This window comes from Paenibacillus sepulcri (assembly GCF_042647105.1).
GTDB classification, from domain to species: Bacteria; Bacillota; Bacilli; order Paenibacillales; family Paenibacillaceae; genus Paenibacillus_Z; species Paenibacillus_Z sepulcri.
On the sequence record NZ_JBHRUP010000001.1, the window covers coordinates 2,934,345 to 2,950,566 of the forward strand.

Here is a 16,222-nt window from a genome sequence, read left to right on the forward strand (position 1 = left end):
GCCAGAGCGCGTACGTTTAGATTTTCGAAGCGAAATCCCAATCCGGATATACATACGGCACTTCCGGAGCCGCAGCCGGCTTGATGGAATCGATATTAATCTTGATGACCTTCAGACCGTCGAAGACCGTCTGGCCAATCGTTCCCGTGATGGAAATCCAGCTGTCGTCCTTGTACTTGGCCGCATCGGCAGACTCCGCAATGATTCCATATGGAGAAATATCCGCTATGCAGTGCGTCATCGCCATTCTCCCGACAATAAACTGGTTCCCGGCCAGTCCCTTCTGACGGTATACAAAACCCGAGATCGTTATCGTCCTGTCCTGGAAGTTATCGACAAAGGTATTCATCGCCTGAAGCTTCTCGATAAACCACTCGTCCTTCATCTCAATAACATCCTGCTGATATAGCAGGATTCCAAGCTTCGCGTAATCTTTATTGTACACGTCTGTTTTGAACAATTGCTTTAAAGCAGGATCGGCATCACCGTCCAACTCCACCAGCTCTGCCGGAGCTCCACCCGCAGCCGCGGCGCCACCGCCGCCGAGATTCATTCCCTTGTTTTTGGCAAGCGAGCCCGCAAGCGCTGTATTGGGCAGCAGTCCGCCGAATACAAGCGGAAGCACAAACAGTCCGTAGATTATCACATTTTTGAGCAGAGAACGCGGAGGCTCATGAGTATGCCCGTCATGATCATGGTCATGCCCGCAGTCGCAAGCGGCTGCAGGGTTACGAATGGACATGACGGTCAAATACCATTGGAAGCCCGCCATAATCAACAGTCCTACCGAAGCTATATCCACGTAAATGATGAGGTGGGGCGCAATGTAGAGCAGGATATTCCCGGTAAACACCAGATATAAAATCAATGCCGAGAAGCCTGTCATAATGAGTGCCTTTAAACCGTGATGCAACAAATTCCATTGGTATTTCATCTGATCCCCCTCACTTCAGCACCCAGGCTTCAAGCGCCCATGAACCCGCATAGACAAATACGAATACGAGGGAAGCCAGCAGCAGGACGAACTTCGTTTTGAATACCGCCAGCATCATCAGCAGGCTTTTAAGATTTAACATGGGTCCGAATACCATAAATGCGACAAGCGCCCCTTTGGAGAACGTCGTCATGAAGGATTGCGCAACGAACGCGTCTGAAGTCGAACATAAAGAAAGGATAAAACCCAAGCCCATCATGAACAGGTTGGAACTGCCCTGGCCATGCCCTAAAGCGAGCAGGCTGTTCTGCGCAACGAAAGTTTGAAGCAATGCTACCAGCATCGCGCCAAACATCAGATACTTGCCCATGTCAAAAAACTCGCTTACCGAATGCCCCATTAAATCTGCCAGCTTGCTCCGTCCCGGGGAATGAGCATGGTGATGGGCATGATCGTGATGGTCGTGGTTATGAACATGATCGTGGTGATCGTGATGGGCGTGATTATGGTTATGGGCATGATCGCGATGGTCGTTATCCTGATGATGATTCTGCGATCCGCTTCCTCTCAGCACGTCCGTACGCACATAGCGGTATACGATCAACCCGACGACTAGCGCCACGGCTAGAGCAAGCCCCATCCGGGCCCAAACAATTTCCGGGCGGCTGCGAAAAGCCGTCCAGGTAGACCAGAAGACGATGGGATTCAGGATCGGCCCGACCAGAATAAAAGCTGACGCTGCATGAAGGGGCATCCCTTTCCGGATCAAATTCCTTACAGCCGGAACCATTCCGCACTCGCAAATGGGGAAAATGATCCCGATGAGTCCTGCCACAAGTATGCCCAGCAGCGGATTTCTTGGAATCAATCTGCGGATGAATGCGTCCGAAACATAAACCTGAAGAACAGCGGAAACAAGCACGCCGATCAGGATAAAGGGCAGCGCCTCCAATATAACGCTGACAAACAAGGTTTTAAATATTTGTAATCTGGGCTCTCTCAAGGCTTCTCCCGGTGTATGGCTCGAGAAGTAATAGAGGACGCAGATTACGGAAAGAAACAAGACTGCAAACAACCCTGCGTTCGATTTGCGCGGTTGTGTCTGAGCAGCAGCTTGGTGCAATCGTATCCCCTCCTGGGTTGCTTCCTGCCTTATCCTGTGAACGCCCGTTCAAACAGCCATACTCCACCTAGAACAAGCGCCACTCCGGAACCTGCAAGAACATATTGTCTGGCATATTTATAACGGTGAAGCAGAGCCAATAGCGGAATCAACACCGCGACAATGGTAATTTGAACCGCCTCGATTCCCAGATTAAAACTGATCAGATCAACCGCCATTTCTTTTTTGGGAATGTCCATTTCTTTGAGAATATCAGCGAAGCCCATACCATGAATGAGCCCGAACAAAAAGGTCAGCACCCAGCGGTGCGATACGTTTTGGCGGATGATATTGTCGAGCGCGACATAACAGATGCTCAGGGCGATGCCCAGCTCAACCAGCTTCGGAGATACATGAAGAATTCCGAGAACGGTTAAGGTTAGTGTCAGGCTGTGCGCAAGCGTGAAAGCCGTAATCATCGTTGCATACTGCTTGAAGGTTTGCCGCGCGATCAGCAGTGAGAATAAAAACAACAGATGGTCGTAGCCGCCGAGAATGTGGTGCATCCCAAGCGTAAAGAAGGAAAACCATCCGGACATGGCACCGCCGCCGTTTTCGCGTTGTTCCGATGCAGCAGCAGGATCAGCTGGCGCAGCATCCGCTTGCTCGCTTAGATTCTGCGGCAATCCGGAATATTCCGCATCCATCAGCTGCAGCACCCAGGTGCGGTTGTTGGCCGACAAGGCCGATGTGCTTTTCTGCGTTCCATAGTTGACGGTCAGCAAATCCACATAGTTGGTTTTACTGTCCTCCTTGTACAAATTATCCGTTAAGGATATCGACTGGGAAGCAGTGACAGGCGGATATATGACAGTGAGAGCCATCTTGGAAGCATCTCCCTGACGGATCAGCACGAAGCTTTCAATCTCAGACCAGGCTTGCGGCTCGCCTCCAATTTTGAGAATAATGTTTTTTTGAAGGATATCCAGCATCTTATTTTTTACAGCATCGAATTCCCCTTCATCCAGCATCTTATTTTCGTCAATGTCGCCGGCAGCCAGCTCAATAACAGACAATTCATCGAGAGAAAAGGTCATTTCCGTTTGTTCTTTGGTTAAATTAAGGGTGTTATAGGCCGCACTGTAAGCATGGGCATTTGCCACTTCTTTGAAAGGAAGCACGGATAGGGCAAAAGCAGCCAGGAAGATCAGCGTGATTCGAAAAGCACTGGTTGGGCGTACAAGCATGATTTTCCTCCAGGGTTGAGGGTAGATTTGATAGAAAAGGAGGATACCATTCTTTCGAATGGCATCCCCTTGAAACTACGTCGCCCTTTATTCCTTTATTACGTTATAAATGACTTGTGCTGCCTCCGCGCGCGTTGACTCGCCCTTCGGAGCAAACTCGCCTGATGCGCGGCCTTTGATCAGTTTAAGATTGGCTGCAGCCTTGACATAATCGGCCGCCCAAGGAGAAACCTTGCCCATATCTTTGAACGCAGTTTCTGCAGTGGCGTCCGGCTTGGCATTATGGAGCAGCTCGTAAGCCTTCATCATCATAACGACCATCTCTTCCCGGGTGATCGATCCGTTCGGGTCAAAGACCGTTTCGCTCCTGCCTTTTATGATACCTGCCTTATAAGCCTCACTGACTGCATCGGCATACCAAGCGTCCGATGCCACATCCGTGAATCTAACGTCCGTTTTCTCCGTGAGTTTCAATGCTTTCACAAGCATCATTGTAAACTCTGCACGGGTAACTGTTCGGCCAGGCTCGAAGGTTGCAGCGCTCGTGCCGTTAATGATTTGCTTGGCGATGAGTTCCTGCACAACACTGTAGGACCAATGAGAAAGCGGCAGATCCACAAATGATTTGCTGATCTCAAGAACGGCGTATTTACTGAAGTGGCTGATTTGGGCTACAAACTCGCCATTCGCATATTGTCCACCGATATACTCCAATGCTCCGCTGTCGGAGATGTAATATATTCCCGCCAATTTCGGATTAATGCCTGCATCAGCCTTCAATCGGATGGTAATCGGCTGATCGAATTGAGACAGCTTGACCGTGTTCCCGCCAGCTGAAGTGATAGACAAGCTCAATTCGTATATTTGTCCCGACAGCTTGACGACGGAGCTGCTGGAATTTCCGCCTTGCTTGAGAACATCTGACGCCTCTTCGCTGCTGAGCGGTTTTAATATCAGCGATATTGAACCGTCCTGCAATTCCGAAGCGGTAAGCTTGCCCTCAAGCTGCTTGATAACGGCCGATGGAATGCTGAGCACAATCTCATCAGATGCTATTTCCAGCGGCTTGTCTCCGAGCAATTCTGCCGAATTGGACGGCAGCTTGACTTCGGTTATCGTCGAAGCAATCGACACTGTCCCGCTGTCCTTCAGCTCGTCACCCAAAACCGTCTTCGTCGTTCCATCCTCAGTCACAGGCTCAGTGCTTGAAGGCGGCTGAGTACCCGGACCCGGATATTGATACGGAATATCGGTTTTCGCCGGAACCGTCACTTCAATCGTAACGGTGTCGGCGCTCGTGCTGTCCGCAATCTTCGTGACGGTCAGCACCACGTCCACTTTCGTCTCCGCTGCCGGTGGCACAATTGTGCCGTCGGTTTGGATGACGCCCGTATTGCTTGAGCTTTTAATTGCTACCGTGAAGCCAGCCGGGACGCTTGGCAGCGTTAAGGTCGTCGCATCCTTCGCAGGTGCGTCGATGCTGGTCAGCTCCGCCGCTACTTCTGCCGCGGTTGGACTTGGGGCGGCCGTTTTCGCCGGTACCGTCACTTCAATCGTGACCGTATCCGCGCTCGTACTGTCCGCAGTCTTCGTGACCGTCAGCACCACGTCCACTTTCGTTTCCCCTGCCGGAGGCACAATTGTGCCGTCGGTTTGGATTACGCCCGTATTGCTTGAGCTTTTAATCGCTACCGTGAAGCCAGCCGGGACGCTTGGCAGCGTCAAGGTCGTCGCATCCTTCGCAGGTGCGTCGATGCTCGTCAGCTCTGCCGCTATTTCTGCCGCGGTTGGACTTGGGGCGGCCGATTTCGCCGGAACCGTCACTTCAATCGTGACCGTATCCGCGCTCGTGCTGTCCGCAATCTTCGTGACCGTCAGCACCACGTTCACTTTCGTCTCCGCTGCCGGAGGCACAATTGTGCCGTCGGTTCCGATGACGCCCGTATTGCTTGAGCTCTTAATCGCTACCGTGAAGCCGCTTGGAACATCTGGCAGCGTCAAGGTCGTCGCATCCTTCGCAGGTGCGTCGATGCTGGTCAGCTCTGCCGCTACTTCTGCCGCGGTTGGACTTGGGGCGGCCGTTTTCGCCGGTACCGTCACTTCAATCGTGACCGTATCCGCGCTCGTGCTGTCCGCAGTCTTCGTGACCGTCAGCACCACGTTCACTTTCGTCTCCGCTGCCGGAGGCACAATTGTGCCGTCGGTTCCGATGACGCCCGTATTGCTTGAGCTTTTAATTGCTACCGTGAAGCCAGCCGGGACGCTTGGCAGCGTTAAGGTCGTCGCATCCTTCGCAGGTGCGTCGATGCTGGTCAGCTCCGCCGCTACTTCTGCTGCGGTTGGACTTGGGGCGGCCGATTTCGCCGGTACCGTCACTTCAATCGTGACCGTATCCGCGCTCGTGCTGTCCGCAGTCTTCGTGACGGTCAGCACTACGTCCACTTTCGTCTCCGCTGCCGGTGGCACAATTGTGCCGTCGGTTCCGATGACGCCCGTATTGCTTGAGCTTTTAATTGCTACCGTGAAGCCAGCCGGGACGCTTGGCAGCGTCAAGGTCGTCGCATCCTTCGCAGGTGCGTCGATGCTCGTCAGCTCCGCCGCTATTTCTGCCGCGGTTGGACTTGGAGCAGTCGATTTCGCCGGAACCGTCACTTCAATCGTGACCGTATCCGCGCTCGTGCTGTCCGCAGTCTTCGTGACGGTCAGCACCACGTCCACTTTCGTTTCCCCTGCCGGAGGCACAATTGTGCCGTCGGTTCCGATGACGCCCGTATTGCTTGAGCTTTTAATCGCTACCGTGAAGCCAGCCGGGACGCTTGGCAGCGTCAAGGTCGTCGCATCCTTCGCAGGTGCGTCGATGCTGGTCAGCTCCGCCGCTACTTCTGCTGCGGTTGGACTTGGGGCGGCCGATTTCGCCGGAACCGTCACTTCAATCGTGACCGTATCCGCGCTCGTGCTGTCCGCAGTCTTCGTGACCGTCAGCACCACGTCCACTTTCGTCTCCGCTGCCGGAGGCACAATTGTGCCGTCGGTTTGGATGACGCCCGTATTGCTTGAGCTCTTAATCGCTACTGTGAAGCCAGACGGGACGCTTGGCAGCGTCAATGATGTCGCATCCTTCGCAGGTGCGTCGATGCTCGTCAGCTCTGCTGCTATTTCTGCCGCGGTTGGACTTGGGGCAGTCGATTTCGCCGGTACCGTCACTTCAATCGTGACCGTATCCGCGCTCGTGCTGTCCGCGGTCTTCGTGACCGTCAGCACCACGTTCACTTTCGTTTCCGCTACCGGTGGCACAATCGTGCCGTCGGTTCCGATGACGCCCGTATTGCTTGAGCTCTTAATCGCTACCGTGAAGCCGCTTGGAACATCTGGCAGCGTCAATGATGTCGCATCCTTCGCAGGTGCGTCGATGCTCGTCAGCTCTGCCGCTACTTCTGCCGCGGTCAGATCCACAGCGGACACTTTCATTTCGGTTGTATTTCTGACACGCAGCCTGTCTCCTTCTGCGTACTTGCCCGAAAGAGCCACCGTTTCTAGCGTATCGCCTACCTTTATGGCCGGAATCGGACCACTCTGATTGACAATGTAACCATCCACAAATACGAGAACTGGCCCGCTTCCATCATTGATGATGAAGGAATTGTTATCCGGGATGGTTTGGACGGTACCCGATACTTTTACCAATTGCCCCTGATAACTATCGGAAATGGAATCCTTGGTAGACACGGTCTTCGGTTCGATCGGTGTTCCACTGCTCACCTTGACGATGCTGTTGGCGAATCTGTCAAACTCCAGCTCGGTGTTGTTCTCGAAAATTTTCTTGTGGCCGTAGATCCGGACCACGTCGCCCAGAGCCAGACTGCCCTCCGGAACTTCGTTATATGCCATAATTCCTCCGGTATCGTCTTGCACATATACCGCATCGAAGAATACTCCGGCAGCCGTCGTTACTTTTCCTTGTACGACAAATGGCGTATCTTCAGGTCCTTGACGCGCATCGCTGATGCTGATGAGCTTCGGCTCCAGATGGGATAACCAATTCATGGAGTTGAAAGCAAATTCATTATTCCCCTTCGGATCGAAGGACTCGTCCATCTGTTTATCGTTAAAAATATTCATTCCGGATACGATAATTCTTCCGCCGCCGCTCAATGTTTCAGATGCGATAGCAGGGATTACGGAGCCGCCCGTCAGATCAGCAGGTGCCGGAGACGGTACCACCAGATACTGCTGAGTATCGGGTTTAACCTGCCCTCCAGAGATCTGGAATGTTGATTCGTTGCCTCTTGCCAGAATGGTAACGGAATCACTATCCGTGAGAGCCGCTTTATTGCCGCTTCCATCGTTTTTGGCTAAGCTTGCTCCGCTGTAATACTCGATTGTCGACACGAAGTCGGTCAGGTAGTTGCTCAGGAGCCCCGGATGCAAACGAACCGAATAGTTCGACGTAAGCGGAGTGCTCCAAAAGTTTCCGTATGCCGTCTCATCCGCAATACCGTCGTTATTGACCAGTATGGTCGAGCCAACAGCATCCAGAATCGGATTCAGAGCTTGATTGGCGCCTCCATAATTGCTCTTGTCGGCGAGCCACAGCGAACCGCCATTATCTGTAAATTTCTTGATCGCTGCGATTTCATCCGTACTGTAAGCTGAAGCGGGATGAGAGATATACAGCACAGATACATTGCTCAGGACAGCATCAGTCAGCGTCGATGGATTTTCTGCCACCGTATACCCCTGCTGTCTCATCTGGGTAGTGAACAACTTCAAGTTGTCCTTGTACGTTCCTGTATCCAGCGTACTGTTCTCGTTATGCTTCGAAGCATCAATCAAGATTGTTTTGCCCAGCGGCGTCTTGATTGTGAACTGCTGCACGTACTTATTCTCGCCCAGATCCTGATCGGCAGTTAACACCACAAGTATAGAATGGCTGCCAGTTGGCGGCGATGTCCAAACGACACTTGCCGTGGCATTCTGACCGGAGGCAATCGATCCAACTTCAACCTCTCCGATCGGGTGCGTCAGATCATCGTAATAGAAAGCAGCTTTGACATTTGTGACATCAACGCTTCCCATATTGGCTAATCCGGCATTCAGAGTTGCTGGTGTGTTGCCAACAATTGCACCGTCTGCAGATGTCAAATTACTGACTCTTACAGATACCGGCTCTTCGGGCGACCAGAACGGTGCGGAATACAGCCGGTCTCCGTCCGCCTGGGTTGCACGAACCACAAACCACTGCTGCCCGCCAACGACATTTACGGTTGGAGTCCAATGGAATGAAGTGGATTCAGAAGTAGGAGTAAACGTATCGATAACCGTTCCGCCATTGGTAACCAACTCAACTTTGGCAACATTATCATTGGTTACGGTCTTTAAATAGCTGTATTTCGGATCGCTTTTCTCTTCCCATACGGAATCGCTCCCCGTAATGTCAAACGACAAGGTTTTCGTATCGACAGTCGATCCCATGTACCATCCGCTCGCCAGAGCGTCAAGCTTGGCATTCGGGTCTTCAGTCAAGTAAACTCTCATCTTGCGCATAGCATCCAGCAGCGAATCCTGAGTAAGGTCCTTCGAAACAATGACTGTGCGCTGCTTCGTTTGACCCCAGGTGGCATCGTGATTGTCTTCTCCATAAGTCGGAGCGATATGCCATCCCAAATCAAGAGCGCTGAAGAATTTATCCTGTGAATTGGCATAGGAATAGTTCCCTGAACCATTTCCGACCTCCAGCATCGTAAACAGCTTATCCACATTTTTGTCGTATGGAATGAAGTTGTTGAATGAGGTCGTCGGCGCGTTCGGATGATTGAATTGCGCTACGATATTGTCATAGGTCATAATCCAGGCATAATAGCTCTGAAGATCCTGATATTTGCCATTATCCTGCATACGATCGATAAAGTTATCGGTCCCGAATACGTTTGAGTGTCCCCATGTAGTAGACGTCATCTCAAATGCCGGGAAAACGACGAAGCTGCCGTCCTTGGTGTACTCGCTGGCTACATCCTTCGTTTCCTGCCAGTCGGCGCCGCCTGTTCGTTCAGGCATCCCATTGTGGTCGACAGAATCCGTTCCCGTGAGATCCGAATCAATATCATGAGAGTGGTCAGAGAAAGCAAAGAAGTCGTAGTCATGCGCCAAAGCGGCCTGTACGGCCTCAACCGGCGTACCCGCAGCATCGTGCGAGATATTCGTGTGATTGTGGGTAGTGCCGTAATAGTGATTGCCGCCTGTAAAGCGCTCAGCGATCTTGAAGGTCCAGGACTGGGTAGTCTCATTGTCCAGAAGATCCTTGACCTTGACGGTGACAGTATGCTCTCCGAAGCTCAGATCATCTGCAGCCGTTAGCGCCAGACTAAGGGCGCTGTCCGAAGCTGCCGCTTTGGAGGTAAAATCTGTTCCGTCGATTTGGATGCTGAAGCCTGCCGAAGCCGTCGTATTGATTGCGTTCGGATCCTCCCAGTTCAGAGAAATGACAGGATGCTGCGTTTCGATCTCTTCATTTTGACCGGGGACAAGATTATAAACCTCCGGACCGTCGGTATCCTCGACCAGAGGAACCTCAATCGGATTTGCTGCAGTTCCTTGCGATTTGATATCGCCCAAAGCCACTGCTTCAATGTAATAATAGAACTTGTCCGCCGGAACGTCGGCACTCAGGATCACTCCATTGTAGCTGTGGCCATCTCCGGATAACAAAGGCACCGCAGTATACGTACTGTCGGACTCGCCTCTATAGTACAAGGTAACCGAATCGGCATATTGGGCTGTCGCTTTGAAAGTGACATCTGTATGAATGTAGGCCTTCACAAGCGGAGTATGGCTTAATTGAAGCTCGCCTCTTATATCCGCCGTATTGCGCGGGAGCACAACATAACCTGCCGTATAGGGAGAGGTCATTTTCGACTGGCTTACAATCCCAGTGAATGTGTAAGTCTCGCCAAGGTTGACGGCTCCGCCTGCGACATCAATACCTGTAAGCGCCAAAATGCTCACGATGGCAGAGTTCGTTCCGTTCGTCACCGTCACGTTATAATCGGTAACATTGACCGGAATGTTCGTCACCTGGGCTTTAAAGGTTACAAGCTTGCCTTCAAGCGTCTCGGCAGACGAATAATTCGACAATTGGTCCAACGTGACAGGAATGGCCGCCGGCGCCGCATCTGCGCCTTCATCCGTAATGGAAGAAGGAACAAACTGCGAAGTGCCCGCAGTAAACACCAAACGTCCGGTAACCTTGTATTTCTCGCCTGTAAGTACAGCGGCGGTTAATCCGCCGATCACGTTAATGGCTCCAGTTGCGTCCTGGAGATAGAAATTCGTATTTTCTTTTCCCAGCGCCTGATTATCGCTCGTCGCTACACCTTCAATGGTTGTATTGAAGCCAATATTCAGGGGAAGGCCATTCTGGTCGTTCAAACGAAGCTGACCGATTGTGGTCACCGCGTTAGCGTCAGGCGCTGTATCCACGCGGGTATAAGCACTTTCCCTTATGGCATCCGTATGCGTCAAATAGACATAAGAATGATTGCCGGCATCGTTGAAGGTCAGAGCAAAGGAACCGTCTGCAGACGCAGTCGTTGTTCCGGCAGATGTGATGGCACCATCATCAACAACATATGCTTTAACGTTTGACGATCCAGGTACGGACCCTGCCGCTCCTGCTGCGGTCGCTGTTCCGCCCGCATTCGCAAATGAGATTTTGGCGGAATCGGGCTGCGCCATATACTTCGAGTTTCTAATAATAATCTCTTTCGGGTCTTTGGAATTGCCTGGAATGTTCATGACAAAATTCTTGGAATTATCCTTCGTGAAATAAGTGTCATTCAATCCCAGAGCGCCGCGCGGATCAGATCCGATTTCCGTCTTGCGCAGCATTGAACCGCTGGCGATCAATGATGTGAAGAACGGGGTTCCCCAATGCGATGTATCCAGCTTGAACGTTGAAGTACCGTTTCCGAATACGGCAAGATCTATCAAATCAGGATCCGTATCGCTTGTAACTGCCGTCGTCTTGTGGGCCAGAATAAGATGCCCCCCGGCGGTCGCGCTTGGTCCAAGAGATGAAGACTGATCTGCGGGCACAGGCAGATCAAGCGGAGCAGCTGCCGTGGTTGATCCTGAAATCAAATAATATCCATGTGCCTTGATAACCCCCGTCAGTGGAGTCGTATTGCTGGCAAAAGAAGTTGCAGTCGCAGAGCTGTACGCCAGGCTCCACTGTCCGCCAAAGTTAATATCATGATCGGTTGTATTGTAAAGCTCAAAAAACTTCTGCTTGTAAATGGCGGAGGCGGTCCCATTCACATAAATCTGGCTGAAAATGACGTCGCCCGGATTGTATACGGTGCCGTCAGCCATATTAACGATCGTCTTGTCGCTCTCCAATTTGCCCATTTGCTTATCGGTAACGCTGATTTGAGAATCATGGCCGGCATTGGATATCGTCAGCTCAAAAGCCCCATCAGCTCCGGCCGCGGTGGTGCCTGCAGCAGTGCCGTCATTGTAATAGGCGTAAACCGCCGAATTCGCGGGTGCCGCGCCCGGCAGTCCCGTTACCTTCGTATAATCGGTGAACGAGATTTTGGATGCATCCGGCTTGGTGCTCTTCGGAATAGAGACCGTAATCTTATCGCTCTCCTCTTTCGCCGCATCCTTAGCCGAAATCCGGATGCTGGTGTTGTGGTTCGGGTTCTCGATGCTCAATCCGAACGCGCCCAATTCATTTGCATTAACCGTACCAGCCGAAGTGCCGTCTGTGTAATAGGCATATACCGCCGCACTGACAGATACTGCTCCGGCCGCTCCGGTTACTGTTGTGTAATCGTCGCTGAAGGTGATTGCGGACGTATTTGGAGTGGCCGTCTTGCCTTCCGATGGATCGGGATCCGGTTCCGTGGTGCCGTCGGTAGGATCGCCCATCACCACGATATCCGCGATTCTGCTATTTCCTCCAGACCCAGTTGTCGCACCGCTGATGGACGCCGCAGAATAATTCAGCCATCTGATGTATACAACAGGCTGATTATCGACTGCACTTGTCAAAGAAAGACCATTAACCGCAGATGCAATCGAGGTCGTTTGAACAAATGTCCCATTGGGAACATCCGTGAAGTTCTGCCCGTCCAGACTGTATTGAATTTTAAAGTCTCTTGGACCGGTACCTGTCCCATAGTTTTTAGAGGAGAGAGTCAGATTGGTGAAGCCTGTGGCATTGATTTCCGCCTGCCAGTAACCTAGTGGATTATCCCAGCCATTTGTATAGATCGTATTGCCGGTTGTACTGTAAGTTGCTGTCCGGCCACCGCTTAGAGTCAACTTGCCATTGCTTAAATTGTCGGCAGTTCCGCTGGTTGCAGGGAAAGAGTTCCCAGTTGCTGTAAAAGACCATCCGGCAACGGTTTGCGAAGCCGCATATGCTTTGTCAATCAAGCCGGATGGGACAACCAGCGTAATCAGGATGACCGCAGCCACGGCCATACTGACCCATTTCTTATATTTTCCATACCATTTTTGCACGCAGTATACCTCCATAAATACAATTCTTAAGACTTTCTCGTTCCTCATTGCTCTTCCATAGAAAAATTGCTAAAGTTAACTGATGACCATCTTATTGAATGGGAAATAAACCCAATCACAAGGTTGTCGCACAACAAGCCGTCTATTCATGCGCCTCGCCAAAAGCCATAGAATAGACGGTATTTATTTGTAGTCTTCTATTTCATAGATCCCCACCTTTACTGATGCATCTCTCTTGGGCTATCAATTATTTAAAAAAATGTCGCATTTGCACGGAATCAGCTTTAAAAAATGGACATTTGTTCAAATTGATGTGAACAAAAAGAAAAATATGCCTGTACTGGTTACTATAACATCGGTTTGTTTTGCCACTGTAAAGCGGTCCAAAATATTTCTGAAGGCGAAACACACACTTCCATCTCAGTCGCGGTGCGAAGCGTAAACAAACCTGATTGACTTGTTCCTGCTCCTCATTCGGCAGCTTGCGCTCATGAATCCTTCACTGCAAACCTCACTCATCGTATGGGTGCAGGCATACACAAATAAGGGGAATGCCTGTTATCCAGGCACTCCCCTTTCTACTAAAACTATTGCCGCTCCGCTTTCTCAATCACAATCAAGCATGTACTGTCCGGCAGCGGAACCGCATTGCCGTGCTCATCCGAAATCTCGACTTTGCCCGCCAATGCCTCCGTATATCCCTCCTGCAGGTAACTGCGGCGTTTCAGAATGACCGCCTCTTCTCCCAGCTCCGCTGCAATAAATCCGGTATATTCAGATAGCGTGAAATAACCGAATTGTTCCTGAATCTCATGTACATAGGCCTCTTCTCCCCATGTATAGGTATACAGAAACTCCATCGCATCGTTTACCGGCAGAAGCGCCTTATCCCCGGCAAGCTTCTCGAACTGGATCCGGCGTCCCGCAAAATCCTTGCTGTACCGCTCCAGCCACTGCATCCCGTCCTCCCTCAGAAAACGGATGATCCGCTTCTGCTCCGCTGGCTCCGTCATGATGCCGTCCCGGATAATGATGCGCCCGCCCTCTGACAGCACATCGAATGCGCTGCGCAGGGCCGCTGCGATCGTATCCCGGTTAAATTTGCGGCCACCCATCGGAATATAGGAATACAGCTCGTGAAGGATTGAGGAGAAAATAACCGTATCGATGGTGCCCGGCTCCACATATTCCTTGAGATTCAGCGCATCGCCCTGCATAACCTCCCAGCGGCGGCTCTCCAGCTGCTTCTTGCGGTTTAAGGCTTCTACGACATTCGTGGAAATATCGATGCCGACCGGCTTCACGTCCGGCAGTCGCTCTTCTATCAGATCCAGCAGCACACCCCCGCCCGGTCCAATATCCAGCAGCCGTTCTCCGACGATATCCTCCAGAATCACGCTTTTGTAACCGGCTGTCCGATTCATATCGCTCAGATAAACATCCTCATTATGAAAACGGTCATACGCGTCGCGGCGCAGCCCGAACAGATCAAACAACAGCAGCACAGCCTGCTCGTAAATGGCCGACTTCTCCGCCTCCACGCAAAATTCAATCAGCTTCCCGGCTGCAGGAGAAAATACGAATTCAAAGAAAACCGTATCCGGTATCCCCTTCTTCCTCCCCGCATGATGCGCCAGATGAGGATTATCCAGGGTGCAGTGTCCGCTTTGGAGCTCTGTCCACTCCAGCCCGCTCAGGTATTTCTCAATAATACGCTTCTTGTAAATATTGATTTTCTTGGCGCCTTTATAGTCGTAATACATAGCATTCATCAGCTTCTCGAAGCTGATATGCTTCACATCCCCATGCTTGCCCGCAGGCAAGGTGAGCGCCATTACTTTCAGAAACTGCTCCAGCGAGAAATCCTGCAGCGCTGGCTCCGCATACCAGAAGGTCGTACCGGAGAGAGGAGAGAACAGCGCATCAAGATCATACAAGCCCGCAAGCTTGTCATATTCCGTATCAAAGTCTTCGCCGCGCCCGATGGACAAGGACCTCATCCGTCTGAGCCGGTCGGCAAAGACGGCTTCCCCGTTCATATAATTGTATGCCACCTGATGGATGCGCTGCTTCACCTCATCCTCCACCTCTCTCCAGAGCGGCAGGGAAACAGCGCCAATGACGCAGGCATTCAAAGTGACCAACAGGCTTTGCAGCTCCTCGCCCGTGATCCAATCCCCGTTCACGAGGCTGGACAGCAGCACGCTTTCGGAATCCGGCACTTCGCCCCGTATTTGCTGGCCGATCAGCCCATGCCCCTCAATAAGCCGGTGAATGACAATGGTTCTGCTGTCGGCCGGATTGACTGGGTCATGGCCGGAATCGGAGTGATGCCGCAGATACAGCTGCGCGCTGCCAATGTTGTGGACGTAGCAGTTGATCCCCTCGGACTGCCAGCGGATACGCTCGCGGGACGTTCCCCCTTTGGCCGTCTCGGACCAGATCAGGACTTCCTCCAGCACATCCTTCATCCAGAAGGAAACTCCCGATGCGTCCAGCAGGCGAAGGCTTCTCTCCACATAATCCAGCACGGGATTGGCATGCGTCAGCTCCTCCAGCGAATCAATCCGTTCCATATTGACGATCCGCTCTTCGGCCGAGACGATATAATGCAGCCACGGATAATCCTCCGGATCAATCATCTTATCCTGGCGGTAGTTTTCAATAGCGAGCAGTGATTTGAGCATGCCGGACCTCCTGTTAGCAGGTTGTAAATAGACGTATATCTATATAATGAACATACCGTTTGGCGTTTTATGGGTATTTCTATAATCAAATGGGAGAGATGCAAATAATGTCATTTGGTAACACCTTTAATGTTCAACTTCCACGATACATGGATGAGTGGTGCGCTCCCGTGCTGCCGAATAAATCGAATGCTGATTATTGAATATATAGACATCCTTCTGCCAGACAAATCCAAGCTTCTCCGCAACCCGGATCGAAGCCGTATTACGGGGGTGAATAATGCTGATCAGCCGCGGAAGCCCCAAATGCCCAAAGCCGTAATCCCGGCAAGCCAGGGCTGCCTCCGTCGCATACCCTTGCGACCATAATCCCCGCTTGATATGATAGCCGATCTCCACTTCAGGTCTGCCATCAATTTGCTGGGCAACCAGGCCGCAGTCGCCAATGCAGGCGTTGGTCTCCTTCAGGCAGACTGCCCATAGCCCGTAACCATCCTTAAGATAACGGGTCTGATTGCGTTCAATCCAGCTCCTGGTCTGACTCCTTGTGAAAGGAGCCGGATAGAAGCTCATCATGCCCGGCTCCGCGAATATATCATGCAGTGCAGGCAGATCCTCATCCTGATAACATCTAAGAACCAAACGCTCTGTTTCGAGAATGACCGCACCGGCATCGCCCACGCTTTCCACCCTCTCTTCCTCATTCGGATTATCCGAATCCGCCCAT

At 51.7% G+C, this 16,222-nt stretch carries 6 protein-coding genes; all 6 read right to left on the reverse strand.

Annotated elements, in window-relative coordinates:
* Positions 1 to 16: 16 nt before the first annotated feature.
* Positions 17 to 934 (reverse strand): TIGR03943 family putative permease subunit, encoded by a 918-nt coding sequence (locus tag ACFOLF_RS13215; protein ID WP_210046297.1) that lies wholly within the window; start codon positions 932 to 934, stop codon positions 17 to 19.
* A gap of 10 nt (positions 935 to 944) precedes the next feature.
* On the reverse strand, positions 945 to 2,057 hold the full coding sequence (locus ACFOLF_RS13220; RefSeq protein ID WP_210046298.1) for a permease: 1,113 nt from the start codon (positions 2,055 to 2,057) through the stop codon (positions 945 to 947).
* A gap of 29 nt (positions 2,058 to 2,086) precedes the next feature.
* Positions 2,087 to 3,283 carry a HupE/UreJ family protein gene (locus ACFOLF_RS13225; protein ID WP_210046299.1) on the reverse strand — a complete coding sequence of 399 codons (1,197 nt, stop codon included), beginning with the start codon at positions 3,281 to 3,283 and terminating at the stop codon, positions 2,087 to 2,089.
* Positions 3,284 to 3,370: 87 nt separating this feature from the next.
* Positions 3,371 to 12,808: an S-layer homology domain-containing protein gene (locus ACFOLF_RS13230; RefSeq protein WP_210046300.1), complete on the reverse strand. Its 9,438-nt coding sequence runs from the start codon at positions 12,806 to 12,808 to the stop codon at positions 3,371 to 3,373.
* A 587-nt stretch (positions 12,809 to 13,395) separates the two neighbouring features.
* Positions 13,396 to 15,495, reverse strand: coding sequence for a class I SAM-dependent methyltransferase (locus ACFOLF_RS13235; RefSeq protein WP_210046301.1), 2,100 nt, complete (start codon positions 15,493 to 15,495; stop codon positions 13,396 to 13,398).
* 126 nt (positions 15,496 to 15,621) lie between these two features.
* A complete protein-coding gene (locus ACFOLF_RS13240; protein ID WP_210046335.1) occupies positions 15,622 to 16,176 on the reverse strand; it encodes a GNAT family N-acetyltransferase in 555 nt (184 codons plus the stop codon).
* Positions 16,177 to 16,222 lie beyond the last annotated feature (46 nt).